Source organism: Hahella sp. HNIBRBA332 (genome assembly GCF_030719035.1).
In the GTDB taxonomy this organism is placed as follows: Bacteria; Pseudomonadota; Gammaproteobacteria; order Pseudomonadales; family Oleiphilaceae; genus Hahella.
The window spans coordinates 2,216,688-2,235,415 of record NZ_CP132203.1 but is presented as its reverse complement, the minus strand read 5'-3'; the positions used below and the strand labels follow the sequence as shown (position 1 = coordinate 2,235,415).

Sequence of the window (18,728 nt, the reverse complement as noted above, 5' to 3'; positions counted from 1 at the left end):
CGAACCAGGAAGTTAGTTGGGCGTCCGACAAAGAAACTTTCCATACAGGCGTTGTCATGACCGTTGCCTTTGCCGGCCATGCTGCAGCGAAGAAGCCCCTTTCGTACTCGCGGCAAATAAAAAAAACACAAAGCGTAAGATCATCGTAGCTGTCATGAACTATGCTTATTTGTGTGTTGAATACCAATGCAAGATACCTATTCTGGCGGGAGCTTTGTGCTGTTCCCGTTTTTTATCGCTCTAGGTTCAGGGCTGTTTTTCCAGGTACGCTTACTTAATACCTTGGTTATTTGCGAAGTCGTTGGAGTTAGGTATGAAGCGACTCATTCAAGGCTGTGCAATTGGTCTGGCGCTTTGCTTGGGTGGAAAAGTAAGCGTGGATGCATCTGAACGCGCCCAGCTGGACGCGCGTCCCCCACTGCGTGTACATCAAGGGCAGTATTTCCGATACTCCATGCCAAGCGACTGGAAGGCCACCGAGACAACCAATGGCGTCGATATGCAGTCGCCTGATGGCGTAACCATCGCTTCTTTTGCGCTATTGCTTGGGGGATTCGGTCACCCCTCTCCCGCTGATTTTCTCAATATGGTGCTAAGTTCCTCTCAAGACTTCCAATCAAGCCAAGTAATAGCCAATCGTCCGCTTCCTTCTCAACCGGGACCGATGGGGTTACGGTGGGATATTGCTGAAATCGAGTTGCGCTATAAATTCAAGGGGACGCCAGTACATGCGCACTACACGGTAGGGGTCATGCAGGGTTGGGGGCAATATTCCGCGTTTATCCGGGCTTACCAGAGCGCAGAGCAGCACTGGGATAAGTTTCGCTACTGGCTGCCCGCGGTGGCTGAAACTGTTGTTATTACGAATGCCAGGCAAGTGGCGGGTCAAGATCAGGTTGTCTTACCTGGACCGATTCCTCATGACTATATCTACGGAGACTACAACAATTCCTGGGATGCTCGTCAAAAGAGTCTTGACCGAATCTATCGAAACCAACATGAGGCGACCATGGGATATGAACGAAGCTATGATCCTCAAACAGGGCGACACTATGACATGCCTTATGAGCTTTACGATCCGTCCCTTGGAGGCTATAGAAATCCCCAGCGTCCCAATGAATTATTAGAGCGGGCGCCTCTGCCGTAATAGAACCTCCTCAGCAGTCAGTCGTCTCCTTTATCAGAAGGATTAATTGGCCTCTTCAGTGAAAGAACTCGATACGATGTGACAGATTGCATTTAAGGGGCTGGCCGGCGCTGATAAGGCCGCGCCCCCACAAAGGCAGCTCTTCGCGTTTCAGGTAAATTTCCTTCTCATCGTCCATTTTGACCCAGGTGCCATTGGTGCTGTGATCTACCAAGACAAATTTTCCTCGGCGATATTCAATCCAGAAATGTTTCCTGGAAGCGTATTGCATCTGCACCACCAAATCACATACGTCCTGGTCTCGGCCTACGTTAAAGCTATCCAGCTGTGGCGATAGCATAATATCCCTGCTCTGGTAGACCAGATGCATCCCCCTGGCGGTCTTATGCATTTTCAGGTCCTGGTCGTCAAAGCTGATCGTGGTTGAGTTGCCGCAATCCCCTGCACTTTGGCGCCAGTCGACGAGATACAGAATTGAGTCTTTCTGAAATGACTTTATCTTTACGCAGTCAAACGTTGTTATCTGGGCCTGGAATTCGGCGGACAGGACGGCTGCTGCGTCCTCGCTCACGACGATCTGTTTGGCGTTGGCGATGGAAACCATGCGGGCGGCGGTATTGACGGTATCGCCGAAAATATCGTTTTTCTCAAAAATAACCGGCCCAAAATGAATACCTATCTTTACTGACAGGCTGGGTCCGTTGTTAAGGTTTGACTCCAGTTCCCACTGGATAGCGCAAGCAGCTTTGAAAGCCTCATCCGCAGAGTGGAATCGCACCATCAGTTCGTCGCCAATGGTTTTAACCACCGTCCCGCCGTGTTCCTCCGCAAGCTGCTGCATAAGATGAAAGCAGGAGAAGACCGCCTCCTTCGCTCTGTTATCTCCAATCTGCTTGTATAGACAGGAACTGCCAGCAATATCGGCAAATAATACGGCGGAACTCTGAGCCATGGCGATTACCGAATGTTATTCAGTCAACATGAATATCCATAACTCGTCACACGCCCTTCCCTGGATTGATACCCTACGGAAGCGATCACTTTAGGTATAGCACGGAACGATAGAGCAGCAAGGCGCTTGGTCAGGTTTTCTGGTAATGGATTGGTAACGCTCAACTTTGTTTTGTAATCGCTCAATCACGCCGACACAACTTTACGAAACATCCGTTTTAACACCGATACAACCGAGCCATTCAGGGTAGCCGGCATATATTTTTGATAATAAATGTAAGTAGCTCGTGTTTCCTTACCCATCTCCAAGACACTACGCCTCAATCGCCGCAAGCCGATATTCGCCGGGAGTGATATCGTAGCGCCGCTTGAAGGCTCGGCTAAATGCCGCTTCGGAAGCGTATCCCACCTCAAGAGAAACCTGTAATAAAGTACGCTGACTCTGCCGAAGAATCTGGCGCGCCTGATAAAAACGCCAGCTATTGAGATAAGCCATCGGACCCTGCTGCAAATTCCGCTTAAAAAGAATGCTAAACGCAGAACGAGACATTCCCACAGAGCCGGCGACTTGCTCCACAGTAAGAGGTTCGTGGTATCGACGATGGAAAATACTCAGCGCCCGGGCAATTCGCTTATCCTGAATCACCCCCGTCAGCTCTCCTTGTTCTGACTGCTGCTGAAAGTATCCATCCAGGAAGCGGATCATTAGTGCTTCCGCCAGACGATTGCTGACCGGATTCTCATCGTTTTCAAGTTTTTTGCTCTCCATGAGACCGCGCAACGCGCTTGCCCATTCCACAGATTTACGTTGCTGACGGACAACAACCAAATCGGGCAATCCTGCAAGAAAAGGAACCGTATCTCGATCCGCGATGGCGAAGTGTCCGCACAGCAGACGATTATTCAACGCGCCCTCGCGAAACAGTGGGGCGCCCTGCCGCAGACTTTGTAAATACTCCTGATCCGTCGCCAACGCCACACCAGGAGCATGCGAAAGTGTGTGAACTTGCCCCCGCATGCACAAGGCGATATCGCCAGGCGACAAACGAACTTGTTCCGTTGCGGACGTTAACCAGCAAACCCCGGAAGCGACACAATGAAACTGTATGTATGCAGAAGCTCCAATCGCCATCCCCCAATCGCCGTGTAAGTGGCTATCAAAGTATAAGCTCCCATCGACCCTGAGATTGAAAAACACCTGACGTAACAACTGCTCTGGGGGAGATACATGTACATCAAGCCCTGTGCGCCCCACTCTATCCATATAATTGTTGCTCCTGCTTTGGGTCATGGGTAATTGCCAATGTTATTCAGACTCTCTTATTGATATGGAGTTCCTCAACAATCAAAACAGAAGATCAATTCAACAAAACAAGCGGTCATGGTCCCTATGAACGCGAACCGGGATACTGATTCCGCCGCAGAAAGCGGCAGGAAAAACAACCTGGATAGGAGCGAAACATCATGAACTACACACTTCTGACCGCTACCGCTTTGTTGCTGGGAACAAACGCCGCTCTGGCGGCAGGAACCAACACCATCTGCGAGTTCCTCGGTTCGGGCCGCGTTGCCTGCGATACCTTTGTTTCCGATAACAGCGCCTATTTAACGTCTCAAACGTGGCGCGCGGAATACGGCGCAGTCATTGAAGATCAGGGCGTCGGCTATATGGTGGCGCGCTGCACTTCTAATACCTCAGACGGTCGTTATTACTTCATGGCGACCTTGAGCGATGGCGGCAGCATCACACAAAACGGCGCCTTGGGGTGTTCCGTAGGCGGAGGAACCGGCACGCCGGGCCCAGGACAAGGCTGTACAATCTGGGTGAACGACCAGTGCCAGGAACCTCAGTGATTTGCGAAGCCTCGCGGCCAAAATAGTAACCGCTATTGATCAATATGAGGCATGGCTGACGGAATGTTCGCAGACGCGGCAACCGTCAGCCAATTTAGCTTACTGTTGATTAGCGTGACTATTTTCTGAGGTCATCATTGGCTCCATGCCACGATTGAGAACCTCCAGATTAATCTGCTCATACCCCAATAAATGACCACCGTGGACCGCCATGAATGCTTTCGCGTCTTCTTCGCTTTTAAATGACGCCAGGGAGGGTCCCATACCTGATTTAATCTTTGCACCCAACACATATGAAGCCGTTCTGGCGTCTATAAGGTATTCATTGCCTGGCGTATTCCAATCTGTGCGCGACATGTCATGCACAAATACGACGGAGCCTAGATGCCGATTCTCTGGTTGCAGCAACCAAGTAAAAAGTTCATAGGTTGAGCAAAACTTAAATACACGACCATCGGCAAGCAATGCCTCTCCTTTGGGGCCTGGCAAGTTGGCGATGACCATTCCGCAGATATGACATTCGTCGCTTGGCTCAAAGTCTACTGCCGCCAGCTGGGCGTTTGCTTTCCTGTCAGGTTCGCGGCAACCCGCCAGGCCAAGCAAAGCGATAATCAGCAATACGCACAAGGAGTATTTCAATGTCCATTCATGTATTCCGTACACAACGTCACCTGTCTCATTTAAAGCAAGCATTAAAGATTACATCCCGCTTTGTCTTCCGGCGGGCCGGCTACTAAATGGCTCTCCGCATAAAGGCGACATGCGCCAGCAGAAGAGGCGCGGCCACCCATACCGCCAAACCGAGCCATAACCCATGGGTCAGAGGCAAATCCGCCCCGATCGCCAGTGCGCCGCTGACTCCGCCAAACCCATTCATCGCCGCCAAATTAATGAGACGATAAATATCCGTCGGATTAAGCATCAGTAGCCAGGGAAGCGTCTCAGGACTCATCCCGCCTTCGGTGGAGGTCAGAATCGCTAATAAAGCCAGATCAAACACCAGCACAAACAGAAACCATATCGACAACGCCAGCCCGGCGGCGCGCTTTTTCTCCGTCACCAGCGCGCTGACAAGATAGGCAAGCGCCAGAAACGACCATCCCAATAGTGTGGATGACAGGATAAAGCGGCCAAAAGCCGCTAAAACCTCGCTAACAACGACCCCCTCGGCGAAGACCACAATCGCCAGAGCGGCGGAGCCGAAGCCCGCTACCGCCGCCAAACCAAGAATTATGCTATGACCGCAAAACTTCCCTATTAACAAATGCATTCGACTCAGCGGGTAAGTCAGCAGCAACAACAAGGTTCCGCCTTCATCCTCTCCGACAATCGCGTCATAGGCTACCAGCAGTGCAATGAGGGGAATCAGAAAGCTGGCCAGACTAGTGAGACTGGCGATAGTAGTCTCCACATTGGAGAACCCGATTTCACCTGACGCCGCTGAACCAAACCAGGCAATGCCAATCGCCAGTATCGCAAACGTCATCGTGATAGCGAGCAGCCAGCGGTTGCGTAAGCCGTCGCTGACTTCTTTTTGGGCGATGCGCCAGATCTGACTCATTGCTGCGTCTCCTTTATTTGCGCAGGGTCATCGGCGATGAAATACCGATATAAGTCCTCCAGGCCGGGCTGGTGGATGTCTACATCCTCTACCTGGATGCTGGTCAGCAATACTTTCAGCAGTTCCAGTTTATGTTGAGCGTCGGTGGCGATTTCCAAACCATGGGCGTTAACCGGACGCATATCGGGAATCTGATCTTTCCAACGCTCCAGGCATTGGTCCCGATGCTTGACTCCCGACAGCCTTACCCGAATCGGGGCTTGCGCCAGGCGACGCAATTCACCCAGAGAGCCTTGCGCCCGCAGACGCCCGTGAGCGAGGATCGCCGCCCGATCAATATGAGGCTCCACTCCAGGTAAGACATGAGAGCATAAAATGACTCCTGCCCCCTGACGTCGCAGCCCATCCACCAGTTCATACAAATCAGCGGTAGCGATTGGGTCGAGCCCCACTGTCGGCTCATCCAACAGAAGTAGCCTGGGCTCGCCCAATAGCGCCTGAGCAAGCCCGAGACGTTGTCGCATGCCTTTTGAGTAGGTTTTAACTTTCTGGCTCGCGGCTTCCGCCAGCCCCACCTGCTCCAGCAGGCTCTTCACCTGAGTCAACGGCGCCTGTTTAAGCTGCGCGAAATAACGCAACGTCTCCAAGCCGCTCAGTTGCGGATAGAACATGACATTTTCCGGTAGATAGCCGATGTGGCGGCGCATATCTACTTGATTCGGGCTGCGCCCCAAGGTGAGCACATTGCCGTGATCCGGACGCAGCAGCCCAAGAATCAGTTTGATCGTAGTGGTTTTGCCGGCGCCGTTATGTCCGAATAACCCCAGTACCTCGCCTTCTCCCAATGTCAGACTGAGATCATGCAAAACCTGATGACGACTGTAATACTGGCTAACCCCCTCCAGGTGAATCATGCTATTTCCCCCTGCTCTGTTGACGACACGCCGCCTGGGTTCTGTGTTGCGTGGTATCCCGCATCAATGGCGCGCTGTCCCTCACGCCGGGGGATTTCACTACGGGAAAGGCCTGTTGCGCCCAGCGCAAGAGGTCGATAGATGGGCTGTGCAGCAGCAATCGGGCTTGTGGATAGGTCCACAAAAGTCGGTCCACGTTATCATTGGGTTCATAGGGGACATCGCCAATCCCATCGGCGTTACGATCCCATCCCAAATAGTCGCTCCAGAAATTCCCTGCTCTATTCGTTGACCACTCTTGCAGGCGGGTCGCTACATACTTCACTTGTCGCCGATTATGAATAAACGCATTGCCGCTCACTTGGTTATCTTCTGAACCTGCCGTCAGATGGATGCCAATATCGCTCTGTTCAAAACGGTTGCGCTCAAAAACGTTAAACGGCGAGTTATAAACGAATAAGGCCTTCCCTTCGGCGCCGTCAACCCCTACGCCCGCCATTTCTCCTTGCTTCACGCCAACGACTTGGTTGTTGCGCAAAGTGGAATAGGTGATGTAATTCATCAAGATGCCGTAGTTCTGATCTTGTTCGGAATAGTTTCCCTCTACGGTCAGGTTACGACTCTGCATGAGCGCATAGCCTGTGCGTGTGCGCAAGGTGCAGTTATTCAGCACGGCATTATGGTGAGAGTACATGTAATGCACCCCGTAACGCAGATCGTGCAGGAAGTTGTTGGTCAGAGTGTTATTGTTGGAGGTGTCGATGTAGATGCCATCCCGCGTTTGCGACACCTCATTATTTTCAACGAGAGCGCCGGTGACCGCGAACAGGTGAATGCCATTACCGCGATCTTGTGAACGCACGCTGACGTCGCCTCGAATTTTGGCGCCGCGCAGGATGACGTTGGGAGTGGCGTCTACCCAGACGCCAAATCCCGGCCCGCTTAGACGGACATTCTCCACCACAGCGCCAGAGGCTTGACGCTCAATAAAAATACCGGCGTCCAGGTTTGTCAGGTTACGTCCCCAGTTTCGAACCTCACAGTCGCGGACGGTTATGTCCGGCGCCATGAGACGGAGCCCGTGCCCCTGGCCGCCAGCGTCGATGACGGCGCCTGGCAGGCAACGAACATGGAGGCTGCGGGAAACGGAGAAATTGCCTTCATAAACTCCTTCCGACAGCACCCACTCTCCATCGCCTGCCTGGATCACCGGCAACTCTTGTAGCGTTGCCGATGCATATCCCGTCGCAAGGCACAGGAGTGACGCCTGCACTATGCGAAAGCCGGAAAGTCGCCGAGCCAGGAATGTGCGCATGCGGTGTCCGGGCATCAAGCCTTTTCCACAATCATGCGGCCGCGCATTTCCATGTGCAGGGCATGGCAGAACCAATTACAGTAATACCAATGCACGCCCGGCTCAGACGCCACAAAAGTGACAGACGCTGTCTGCTGGGGACTGATTTCCATACTGACCCCATGATTCACCATACAGAAACCATGGGAGACATCCTCCACCATATCCATATTGGTAATGTAAACGGTGACCTCATCTCCCTGTTTCACCCGAAACTCAGTGAGGCCGTATGCCGGCGCCACGGAGGTCATGTACACGCGCACTTTTTTACCGTCGCGAATAACCTTGTTATCCGTCTCTAAAGTAATACCGTCCTTTTTGGCTTGCGCCACGGCGGAGGCGAAGAATGGGTCATCCCGGCGCCATATTTTCAACGGACGAATCTGATCCCGGCGCAGCAATATACAGTCATGAGGTTCGGCGTAGGTTGGACCATCGTGGACCAGGGCCATCTCCTCCCCTGAGATATCGATTAACTGATCGTTCTCAGGGTGTAGCGGCCCCACTGGAAGGAAACGGTCTTTCGAGAACTTGCAGAGCACCACCAGCCATTTCCCATCAGCATCCCGGGACTCAGTCAAACTGGCGTGGTTGTGACCCGGCTGGTACTGTACGTCCAGCTTCTGCTTAATATAGTTAACCTTCTCTCCGTTATAGGCCCGTATAGCTTCGGCGATATTCCACTTCGCCACCTGACTGTCTATAAACAACGTCGTGTAAGCAAATCCGCGGCCGTCGAAGGTCGTGTGCAGCGGCCCCAAGCCCAGCTCCGGTTCGGCTACGATCACATCGCGCTCGTCTTTAAATTTCCCGTCAAACAAGGCATCCAGTTTATCGATGGCGATGATGGAGACCGTGGGCGACAGCTTGCCGTTAGCCATGAAGTATTTGCCGTCGGGGGACGTATTCAGCCCGTGTGGGTTTTTAGGAACGGGGATATAGCGGGTCAGCTCTGAACCATGACGACCATCCACCACTGGCGTTTTGGCGTCGCCAATCGTTTTGAAGTTACCCGCCTTAATTGCAGCCTCAATTCTCGGCACGTTGAACACGACGACCCAGTCGCGCTCATTGCGCATGGTATCCGTCAACAACAGCCCTTTTTCAGAGTTATAGCATGTAGAGGCGACATACTTACCGGTGTAGTCTGCATCGGTGTTGTCCAGATTACCGTCGACAATCACCTGCCAGGCGACTTCCATCGTGTCTGCGTCAATGGCGTTGAACATAGTGTAGTGATTATCCAGGCTCTCCATGTCCGTGCCGTCATTGGGCTGTGGAATCACAAACTCAGCATTACAGAAGACGTACTTGGTGCGGGGAACTTTCTGTAGCCGCAAGCCGTGAATCGCCTGCACATTAGGAATGGTTGTAATTTTATCGCACTTCATGATGTCCAGGCGGATACGCGCCACCCGGGTATTGGCTTTGTCGTTGATAAACAGGTATTTGCCGTCATACCGCCCATCCGTCATGGACACGTGAGGATGGTGAGTGTCGCCATTGGAAAACCGCGCCGATTCTCCCAGCACTTGTTTGCTCTCATTGGTCAGGCCCCATCCTGTGGCGGAATCCACATTGAATACTGGGATGCGCATTAATTCGCGCATGGACGGAACGCCCAATACCCTCACTTCCCCTGAATGCCCCCCGCTCCAAAAACCATAGTATTCGTCCAGCTCCCCAGGCTCCACGGAGGCTTTCTGATGTGCGGTCTTTACTGCCGCCGCCCAGGACTCCGGGCTCATGATGGAAGAACCCAAACCTGTCATCGCCGCCATTCCGGTAACAGCGGATACGCCTGTCACCGCAGCCCCGCCCAGGAAACCGCGACGACTGATTCCTGAATCCCGAGTATCCGGTGTAGTTGGTGACGATTTGTCTGCATCTTTCATAGTTAAGCTCCTGTTCATCAATGGAATCAGCCGTCCAGTTGCGTTGCCGGGATTTGCTCCGGCTTTGGCGCAGCGGCGTTCTTGCGCTGACGTTTGTTTTTCAGCACCAGCGGCGGACATTTACGCTCGTTGTGATAGGTCATCTGACAGTCAAGACAGTGATGGCATTCGTTGGCGTTGATGCGGCCATCGGGGTGTATCGCCTGAATTTCGCACTCTACGGCGCAAAGTTGACAGGGGTTCCCGCACTCTTTTCGACGCTTTAGCCAATCGAACAGGCGGAATTTAGTGGGGATCGCCAACGCCGCCCCTAATGGGCAGATGTAGCGGCAGTAAAACTTGCGGGTAAAAACGTTGATCAGGAGCAGTACGCCAGCGTATGCGACAAACCACCACTCCCGGTTGAAAAACAGCGTTATCGAAGTTTTAAACGGCTCCACCTCCGCATACTTCTCCGCGGTCGCCATGGATTCCAGCGACACGCCAAACAAGGCCAGCAAGATGATGTATTTCACCGCCCACAATCGCTCATGGAGCCCGAACGGCAGATCAAATTGGGGGATCTTTATCTTGCGCGCGGCTTCGTTGATAAGCTCCTGCAAGGCGCCGAAAGGACACAGCCAGCCACAGAATACGCCGCGCCCCCATAACAGAATGGTCGCCGCAGTAAATGTCCACAGAATAAAAATCACAGGATCAATCAGGAATAATTCCCAGTGAAAATCCTGCATGACCGCGTGGGTAAAGGTCAGAACGTTGACGATAGACAGTTGCCCCAGCGCGTACCAGCCAAGAAATATCACCGTATAGAGAAGATAAATGCGTCGCAGGTTATGGAGTAAACGGGGAAAGCGTACGAAGTAATCCTGCAGAAACAGAATGATCAGCAGCAGCGCCAGACTGACGATCACTACGCCAATCTGCATGCTTTTATTACGCCAAATGCTGACCCAAATGGGCTCAGGGTCAGGTTCATCCACCACTAACGGCGCAGGTCTGCTCACATAGGCGTCGGGTATCTGATATGTCGCGGAGAAGCTTGAGAATACGCCCTCCACCGGACCAGTCTGTCGCCGCACCAACAGCTCAAGGTCCCAGGAGCCGCCAGGATCGAAGTCATAGTGAGAGCGAATCACAAAAATCGCCATCTCCCGAAACTCCGGCATGCCCTGAGCGTAGACATCGCTTAAGCGGTAATAATCGAGATCGCGGAAACTGATAATGTCGCTGCGCTGGCGCAACTGCACTCTGTCGAATATCCCGCCGCGCACATAACCCGATCCTTTGAAGGAATAAAGTCCTTCCGCCATCACGGCAATGGCGTGTTCGCCAGGCTTTAGCTCATCCATCAACCAGCGGTACTGGCTTTCGCCAAGCAGGTTGCGGCCTATCGTGGGCGCATTCAGATAGGCGTAGTACAGGTTGATAAAGGTTTCATCCCTTGAATCGGGCGGAGCGTCGTCGACGCCTTCCGCTGCAGTATCCCGAAACGAGTCATCCACCTGCCCGCGACTCAGATGTAACCGGCGTATCGCTCCGACTCCGGTCAGTTGAGTCCAATCGGCGGCATTGAACAGATCATCCAACACTTCCGCTCGGGTCGGCGCCGCGGCGTTGACGTTGATCAGGCCCAGAGACGTCGCCACTTTACGAACCGACCGCATGATTGACTCATTCACCACCATAACGGTAACCGTGGCGCCAGTAATTGCATCCACGCTTTTGGCGGCGGTGACTGAATGTCCCACCACTACGCGGTCGTTGGCGCCAACCTCTTGATAGCCCGCCACAAAGTCAAACAGCTTTTGCTCAGGAATGCCGACTAACAGAATAGGCTCATGATGTTCCAGAACGACGGCGTCTTTAATGGTTCCTTTAGCGTCGAGAATGATATGAAGATTGATTGGTTTGCCAGAGTAGGCGGGAATCTGAAAAACGTCACGGGTTTGGTAGGCGTAACCGAGCGTGTGCTCCCCCTGACTAATCGTGCGAACCGGAGGTTCGCCCAGGGGATCTGAGATGACGTCGGCTTGAGGGAATATCTCGTTGATGCGTTGCTTCTCAATCGCCGTCATCCCCTCCCCGGCATTACACCAGGCTGAGGTGAACAGCAGAAGCACGGCAACCAAGAGCAACCGTAAGCAACCTTTATCCAACGAATATTCCACGTTATAACTCCTTGGGCGAGCGGCGTAACAGCAATGCCGCCCCAAGGGTAAAAGGGTCTACTTAGTCGCTTATTGATACATATCAAGGTGATCGGGATTAGACCGGCGTCTATCCCTAAGGTGGTAGAGGGCGAAACACCCACCCTGTAGCCAGTACTTACACGATTTTTTTACTCTAATGCTGCAGTGGCGGATTCATTGGAGATCTAATTGAGAGCATGATTAATCAACTCCGATGGCGTCAAAACCTGAGGTAAGATCAAAGGTCTGCTTGCCCCTTTTTCATACCATAAATAGAGAGGCACGCCTGATCGGCCATGCTGGGATAAGAACTCGGTTATCTTGTTATCGCCGCTGGTCCAGTCGCCGACCATTGTGACGACATTGCTTTGTTTAAACGCTTCTTTTACGTCTTTCTGATCAATGGACGTCTTTTCATTGACCTTGCAGGTCAGGCACCAATCGGCGGTAAAATACAAAAATACGTCTTGTTTTTCCCGCAATGTACTCAGCTGGTCCTGATTAAACGCAACCGCTTCTGAAACATCTTTTTGCTCAAGTTGTGCGGAGGCATGTGTGGAGGGGATCCAGATGATTACCGCCAATAAAGGCAATATGGTTAACGAGGTAGCGGGCCACCATTCGCCTCGGCGTTGCGACTGTTGCCATAATCCGGTCATCCATAAACCAAAAGCCGACAACATCGCGGCTGCAAGTACAGATAAAACATAATCGTTGTTTGATTGGCGCATCAAAACCCAGATTAAGCCAATGACAGTCACAAATATTGGCAGAGAAAGAACGCGTCTGGCTGTCGTCATCCAGGCGCCAGGCTTCGGTAAGTAAGCGCGTAATGCAGGGATAAAACTCACCAACAGTAGTGGTAAAGCCATGCCAAAACCCAGGCCCGCAAAAATCGTAAATGCGATGCCGGCGGGCAACACCAAGGCGGCTCCCAAAGCGGTCGCCATGAAAGGGCCTGTGCAAGGTGTGGCGATAAAGGCTGCTAAAATCCCTGTCCAGAAGTCGCCAATCGGACCCTTCTTATCTTGCAGTCGAGACCCTGAAGTCATTGTGCCGAATTCAAAGAGCCCGGCTAAATTGAAACCAATGGCGCTCATTAAGACAATCAACACCGCGATCACCGCAGGGCTCTGAAGTTGAAACGCCCAGCCGATTTGATGCCCCAGCGCTCGCAGGCCCAGGATCACGCCACCCAATAAAACACATACCAGGACGGCGCCAAACGTGTAAGCGACCGCGCCTAGCCTGGCGTCTTTTTCAGATTTCTGATGCGTAAGACTTAATATCTTTAAACTTAATATAGGAAATACGCAGGGCATGATGTTGAGCAGTAAACCTCCCAGAATGGAGCCGAAAAAGGCCGTTACTCCCAGCAGCCACGCATCTTTAATGGAGGAACCGCTGCTGTTATTTTTCGCTTCAGCTATCAATGCGACATGGTCAGATTTATTCGCCTCAAAACTCAGAGCGATGCCGTTTTCCAGCACTAAGACACCCTGAAATCGGTCGCCAAGCTCGTCGCCCGCTTTGGTTTGCATTCTAAGGACATCACCGTCATGGATGAGTGACTGCTTGGCGTTATTTACAATCGTATGATTAATGACGGGATAGATATGCGCGTTATCACTCTTGATGGAGCTTGGTAGCGGCAAGGTGATAACAAACTTTCCTTTTTCAACGGAAAACTGTCCCCTTGCGTCCAATGGTTTGGCTAACTTTTGTCTCCATTGATTGAATTTATCCGTGCGATCTTTAGAAACGCGACCATCACCGACAATCAGTGTGGTTTCAATCCGTTGCTGTTCAGGCAGGCACACAGAGGGGCTGCATACCAGATAACTGACATCGAGTTTGATGGGGAGTGAACTTCCCACCGGGACACTTTTATCAATCGTTATCTCTGTCAGCAGAGTAAATTCGCCAGGGTAGATGTAATTCATGATGTCAGCGGTTACGAGCTGGCTCGGGGCCGGGTATTGCACCTCCCCTACTGTGACGCCTGCAGGAAGCTCCCAGCTAAACCGGGTTGGAAAGCCTGCATCGCCAGGGTTAAGCCAATAGCCATGCCAGCCTTGTTTAGGCGTCATTATTAACGCCAGCTCTAGCGCACCGCCAGCGGCGGGGTAGTCTGATTCCGGCGCAATAGCGATAGATAGCAGGCGCTGATTTTCTGTTGGTTTATTGGCCATGGCTTGTTGTGAACATAGCAAGACAACCAACCACGTCATCACTACTTGCATGAAAAGTTTCATTCAGCGCCTGCTTGCAATATTTCCTGTTAGTTCAGTTATTTCCCGTTAATTCTGCTATTTCTGGTTAATTCAGCTTATTTGAAGGATGAGATAGTGTGTAAGGCGGTATCGAAATCCTCGTCTTGAATCGAGGATTTCAGGCTAATAACCCCGTTGGGCTCAATGACCGTGATGGTGGGTATTTGATTGACGCCAAATTGCTTAAACAGTTCTCCGTCGTCATCGAATACGATCGGCGGCGTGTTTGCGTAACTCTTGCGATAATCTTTCAGGTCGGCAAGCGACGTCCATAAGTTGCTTGAAACGGTCACCCACTGCACATCGGTCGATTTGGGTTTGCTTTCCAGCAATTCACGAACCTGGGCGCAGGCTTTCGAGGTCTTGGGTTCCGTTTCCTCTAAATACCATTCGCACCACGGCGCGAAGAACACGACAGCCACTTTTTTGCTGTCAGGCGCGTTAAACTTGAAACTAAGCGATTGCTCATCGATGGTTGAGAAAGTCACATCCTGCGCACTATCTCCCACTTTATAACCTTCATCGTTGAGCGCCAGGTCAGGGTTGTTGAGTGGTTTTCCAGCAGGCTTTTCCGCTACGACGCTCTCCAGCGCCTGATGTAACGCCAGGTCATCTTTATGGCCGAAATAGGCCAGCTCCCCTTTTTTATCAATTAACACGTGCTGAGGCGTAACGCGTAATCGAAACGCGCGAGCCAACTCCCCATTGTCGATGGTGATTGGCATGGTCAGTCCCATTTTTTTACGAAACTCAGTAACGGATTCCAAGTCATCGCTGATCCCCACATTGATCGCAACTACCTGAACTTGATCGCCATACTTTTTATAAATCTCTTCAAACCCCTGCATCTGCTCACGACAGGGCCCGCACCAGGTCGCCCAGAACTTAAGGTAAACGGGCTTTTCGCCGTAAATTTGAGCAAGGTCGATCGTTCGACCATCAATGTCCATCATCTTGATTTTAGGCGCCGGCGCGCCCAGCAGAGATTTTCCTGCAATCTTAGCCCGTCGCTCTCCTTCGGCGGCGTAATCCGCGTCTTCCGCATAGCCAGCTTGAGAAAATACACTCAGATATAACGCAATCACTGGTATTTTTATCAAGCTCTTAAGTTGTCTTGTCATGGCAATTTTCCTGATATTTATTAATCAGGCAGGCAAATAGCTTCCTTCTACTTGTCTGCAACGACAGTGCCTGCACATGTCAGGCCCTTTCTCCCGCGGCTAGCCGCGCAGGCGCATCCATGCGCCTGATGATTAAAAGTTTGGAGGTCGGAATCTTGGTAACTAGATATTCATTTCATCAACACTGGAAATCGCGTCGGGCACGGCGAATTTGCGGGTCAACGGATCGTGCGTACCATCAATCCGGATGACATTCACATCGGTGATTCCAATATATTCAAACGCGACTTTTACATAGGGCGTAAACTGGTCATGACTGACAAAGGGGCCGTTGGAAAAGACGCTTCCGCTCGCCATGACGACATACACTTTTCGATCAGGAACCAACCCCTCCTTGCCCCCAGCCTCTTTAAACTTGAAGGTCCGACCGGCTCTGGTGACATGGTCAAACCAGGCTTTTAGTACAGAGGGCAATCCCAGGTTCCACATCGGTGACGACAGGACGATCAGTTCGCTGGCCAACAACATATCGATCATTTTGTCCGAGAGTTTGACGGCGTTTTTTTGCTGCTCGGTCCGTTCTTCCGGCTTCGTAAAGAACGCTTCGATCGTAAAGCCATCCAGGTGGGGCAAGGGGTCTTGCGACAGGTCGAGCACCACTTCATTGATATCCGGGTGTTTCTTTTTCAGCCGGTCGACAAGATAGTCGGACACTTCCCTCGACGCTGAACCATATAGGTTTGGGCTCACTTTGATGTGCAAGAGATTCATACTACTCACCTTCGGGATCAGAATACCTATGCCAGTTAGCGGCCAGACAACGACACGGCGTCTCTCATCGGGGCGAACGCCAGTTGGCGGGTCGTCCCAGACGCAAACAACCTGGCGGACTGGTGATGAATTATGGTGAAAAATGACGTAGTTTAAGGGTACAAAAACGGTAATTTTAGGTAGGACATAGAGTGGGTTACAAAGATATCTATGATCGCTTTATAAACGCCATACGCAGAGGCGATCTTAAGCCCGGCGAGCGGGCGCCATCCATACGCAATCTGGCGCAGGAACTCGGCGTCGCCAAAAAAACCGTCGAGTCGGCTTATGATATTTTGATTGGCGAGGGTTACCTTGTCAGTCGAGGGCCCAAGGGAACCCTCGTTAACCCGGACTTGGTCATTGACGCCGCCTACTGGAATCACTCGCCCAACCAACTTGATGACCCGGATTTAAGAAAGATCGTGGATTTTCGCGATTCGCGAGGGTTCTTTCAGCTCGGCATTCCGTCTCTGGATGAATTTCCATACAAAAAGTGGCTGCTTCTTTCTGGGAAAGTCGCCCGTTCCATGACCTATGAAGACATGAACCATCCGCCGGTGATGGGACACCTTCCTCTTCGGCAAGCGATAGCAAATTACCTGAATATTTCCCGCGGCATAGACTGCTCAGCAGACCAGATATTCATCACCAATGGTTATAATTCCAGTCTTAGGCTCATCTTTGAGGCGATGGCTTCGAACAGCGATAAAGTCGTATTTGAGGAGCCTGGATACTTCTTTGGCCAAAAGCTGTTAGAGAGACGAACGCCAAATCTCTGCTATGCGCCCGTGGATTCGGATGGCGTCAACGTCGACTTTCTGGGGGCTCATCATAGCGATGCGAAGTTTGTCATCACCACTCCCTCCCATCAAAGCCCCCTTACTGTCAGCCTGTCTCTACCTAGAAGACATCAGTTACTGAATTGGGCGCAAGAGAATCAGGCGTGGATCATCGAAGATGACTACGACGGGGAGTTCCACTTTTCCCGCAAGAATATCCCGTCATTAAAAAGCCTGGATGTCTTTGACCGGGTGATCTACGTTGGAACCTTCAGTAAAACCATCATGCCCTCGCTGCGCACAGCGTACGTGGTGATCCCCAAAGCATTGCTGCCGCAATTCTACGAAACGGCGGAGATGGTTGAGACAGGGTTGCCTCTGCTTCCGCAAAAAATTCTGGAGTCATTTATATCGTCAGGCGCTTTCTACAAGCATCTTAAGCGTATGCGTTCTCTGTATGAATCCAGAAGAAGAATCGTGCATGAAGCGTTCACAGAGATGTATGGCGACTACTTCGATATGCCGCTTCAAAACGGCGGGATGCATATTGTCGCCTTCCTGAAGCAAGGCGCCAAAGACAGAGAGCTTTGCAACATCTGGCAGTCGCATAATCTGCAGGTGCTGCCGCTTTCAATGTGGTACGCCTGGAAGCAAGACAGGAAGTACGGACTGGTGATGGGCTACACCAATATCAAATCCAAAGAAGACGCCATCTCCGCCCTGCGCCTCCCCTATCAACAGACGCTGGAGTTACTTTCATAATTGCGCATGTTGCTGAACGCCGCATGGGAGAGGCTATAAAATCAATCACTGCTATAATCATTTTTATTGACTGCTCATTCACATCAGGGCCTGTTCACAGTAACCATTTATAATCTCCGTATGGACGTTACAGCGCAACAATTCAAGATTATCAAGGATCTGCCGCCAAATCCTCACGGTAAGGTGAAGATATCCAACCTGCACGTCTTTAACACTGTGCTGTATGTCGCCGACCATGGCTGCATCAGGCGAGGTCTACCTCAAAGCTCGGCCGTTGGGCGAAACAAAACACCTCTGACCAAGTGTTTCTCGCCCATTGGAGACTCCCATGAAGCGAATAAGACTAGCGTTGTTAGGCGCACTTCTAATAACCATTAATGTCACAGCGGATGAACTTACTTTTCTGACACATAACTTGGAAGGACAGGTTTATACTGACCAGAATGGTGAACTAAGAGGAATAAAGCACTCAGGCAAAAGGGCTTTCAATATCGAGGTCGTTAGAGAATTGATGCTTATAATGAAGCATCCCACTGAATTTCTAGAGGTACCCTTTGCCAGAGGCATGCAGATGGTCACGAATAATAATGACCTGGCCATGTTTAATGTCAGCCGGACTCCAGACAGGGAAAATATTGTTAAATGGGTTGGCCCTATTCAGAAAGAAGAAGACTACTTTTATGAAATGAAATCGGCTCCAACAGGAATATCAAAATTAGAAGACGCCAGAAAAGTTTCTTCAATATGCGTTCTTAATGGCGCAATACACCATAAAATCCTTAGCAGCTATAATTTTAATAATATTCATACCAACGTAAGCTATGTTGGTTGTTTCGGTATGCTGAAGAAAGGAAGGGTTGATTTAACTGTTTCAGCCTCAAGTACAGTATTAAGCAAGTTAAAAGAGGCAGAAATTTCACCCGATCAAATCCAGCAAACGCCAGTGGTATTGTTAGTGTCAGAAGGATATATTGCTTTTTCCAACAACATTCCTGACGAAACCGTTGCTAAGTGGCAAGAAGCCCTTGATCGCCTAAAGGATTCTGGCGAGTATGAAAAGCTTTATCAACTCTACTTTTTGCCTGATGATTAAGACACCCAGCAGTAACAATGTC

The 18,728-nt window shown here is 51.2% G+C and carries 15 protein-coding genes; 4 read left to right on the top strand and 11 right to left on the bottom strand.

Annotated features, from left to right (window positions below):
* The first annotated feature begins 313 nt into the window (after window positions 1-313).
* On the top strand, window positions 314-1,147 hold the full coding sequence (locus O5O45_RS10355; protein ID WP_305905140.1) for a hypothetical protein: 834 nt from the start codon (window positions 314-316) through the stop codon (window positions 1,145-1,147).
* Between the two features lie 55 nt (window positions 1,148-1,202).
* Here the strand turns inward: O5O45_RS10355 and O5O45_RS10350 are convergent, their stop codons facing one another.
* Together O5O45_RS10350 and O5O45_RS10345 are read right to left on the bottom strand one after the other, a co-directional pair.
* Window positions 1,203-2,099: an adenylate/guanylate cyclase domain-containing protein gene (locus O5O45_RS10350; RefSeq protein WP_305905139.1), complete on the bottom strand. Its 897-nt coding sequence runs from the start codon at window positions 2,097-2,099 to the stop codon at window positions 1,203-1,205.
* Window positions 2,100-2,411: 312 nt separating this feature from the next.
* On the bottom strand, window positions 2,412-3,362 hold the full coding sequence (locus tag O5O45_RS10345; protein ID WP_305905138.1) for an AraC family transcriptional regulator: 951 nt from the start codon (window positions 3,360-3,362) through the stop codon (window positions 2,412-2,414).
* Window positions 3,363-3,562: 200 nt separating this feature from the next.
* Between O5O45_RS10345 and O5O45_RS10340 the strand changes: the two genes are divergently transcribed.
* The gene (locus tag O5O45_RS10340) at window positions 3,563-3,952 is read left to right on the top strand and encodes a hypothetical protein (protein WP_305905137.1); all 390 of its coding nucleotides are present in this window, start codon (window positions 3,563-3,565) and stop codon (window positions 3,950-3,952) included.
* Between the two features lie 99 nt (window positions 3,953-4,051).
* On the opposite strand, the gene O5O45_RS10335 is transcribed toward O5O45_RS10340, so the two are convergent.
* From O5O45_RS10335 to O5O45_RS10295, 9 genes are all read right to left on the bottom strand, one after another.
* Window positions 4,052-4,645, bottom strand: coding sequence for a nitrous oxide reductase accessory protein NosL (locus O5O45_RS10335; protein WP_305905136.1), 594 nt, complete (start codon window positions 4,643-4,645; stop codon window positions 4,052-4,054).
* Between the two features lie 40 nt (window positions 4,646-4,685).
* Window positions 4,686-5,513 (bottom strand): ABC transporter permease, encoded by an 828-nt coding sequence (locus O5O45_RS10330; protein ID WP_305905135.1) that lies wholly within the window; start codon window positions 5,511-5,513, stop codon window positions 4,686-4,688.
* Window positions 5,510-6,427 carry an ABC transporter ATP-binding protein gene (locus tag O5O45_RS10325; RefSeq protein WP_305905134.1) on the bottom strand — a complete coding sequence of 306 codons (918 nt, stop codon included), beginning with the start codon at window positions 6,425-6,427 and terminating at the stop codon, window positions 5,510-5,512. The genes O5O45_RS10330 and O5O45_RS10325 overlap by 4 nt, the downstream gene beginning before the upstream one ends.
* A 1-nt stretch (window position 6,428) precedes the next feature.
* Entirely contained in the window at window positions 6,429-7,757 is a 1,329-nt protein-coding gene (locus tag O5O45_RS10320) for a nitrous oxide reductase family maturation protein NosD (protein WP_305905133.1), read from the bottom strand.
* A complete protein-coding gene (nosZ, locus tag O5O45_RS10315; protein ID WP_305905132.1) occupies window positions 7,757-9,676 on the bottom strand; it encodes a TAT-dependent nitrous-oxide reductase in 1,920 nt (639 codons plus the stop codon). Before nosZ ends, O5O45_RS10320 begins: the two co-directional genes overlap by 1 nt.
* 26 nt (window positions 9,677-9,702) lie before the next feature.
* Complete coding sequence (gene nosR, locus O5O45_RS10310) at window positions 9,703-11,844, bottom strand: transcriptional regulator NosR (RefSeq protein WP_305905131.1); 2,142 nt, start codon at window positions 11,842-11,844, stop codon at window positions 9,703-9,705.
* Between the two features lie 206 nt (window positions 11,845-12,050).
* The gene (locus O5O45_RS10305; protein WP_305905130.1) at window positions 12,051-14,120 is read right to left on the bottom strand and encodes a protein-disulfide reductase DsbD family protein; all 2,070 of its coding nucleotides are present in this window, start codon (window positions 14,118-14,120) and stop codon (window positions 12,051-12,053) included.
* Between the two features lie 74 nt (window positions 14,121-14,194).
* On the bottom strand, window positions 14,195-15,259 hold the full coding sequence (locus tag O5O45_RS10300; RefSeq protein ID WP_305905129.1) for a TlpA family protein disulfide reductase: 1,065 nt from the start codon (window positions 15,257-15,259) through the stop codon (window positions 14,195-14,197).
* Between the two features lie 162 nt (window positions 15,260-15,421).
* Window positions 15,422-16,030: an FMN-dependent NADH-azoreductase gene (locus tag O5O45_RS10295; protein ID WP_305905128.1), complete on the bottom strand. Its 609-nt coding sequence runs from the start codon at window positions 16,028-16,030 to the stop codon at window positions 15,422-15,424.
* Window positions 16,031-16,221: 191 nt separating this feature from the next.
* Between O5O45_RS10295 and pdxR the strand changes: the two genes are divergently transcribed.
* Together pdxR and O5O45_RS10285 are read left to right on the top strand one after the other, a co-directional pair.
* On the top strand, window positions 16,222-17,613 hold the full coding sequence (gene pdxR / locus O5O45_RS10290; protein ID WP_305905127.1) for a MocR-like pyridoxine biosynthesis transcription factor PdxR: 1,392 nt from the start codon (window positions 16,222-16,224) through the stop codon (window positions 17,611-17,613).
* A 328-nt stretch (window positions 17,614-17,941) separates the two neighbouring features.
* Window positions 17,942-18,706, top strand: a complete 765-nt coding sequence (locus O5O45_RS10285) for a substrate-binding periplasmic protein (protein WP_305905126.1) — start codon at window positions 17,942-17,944, stop codon at window positions 18,704-18,706.
* The last annotated feature ends 22 nt before the right edge of the window (window positions 18,707-18,728 follow it).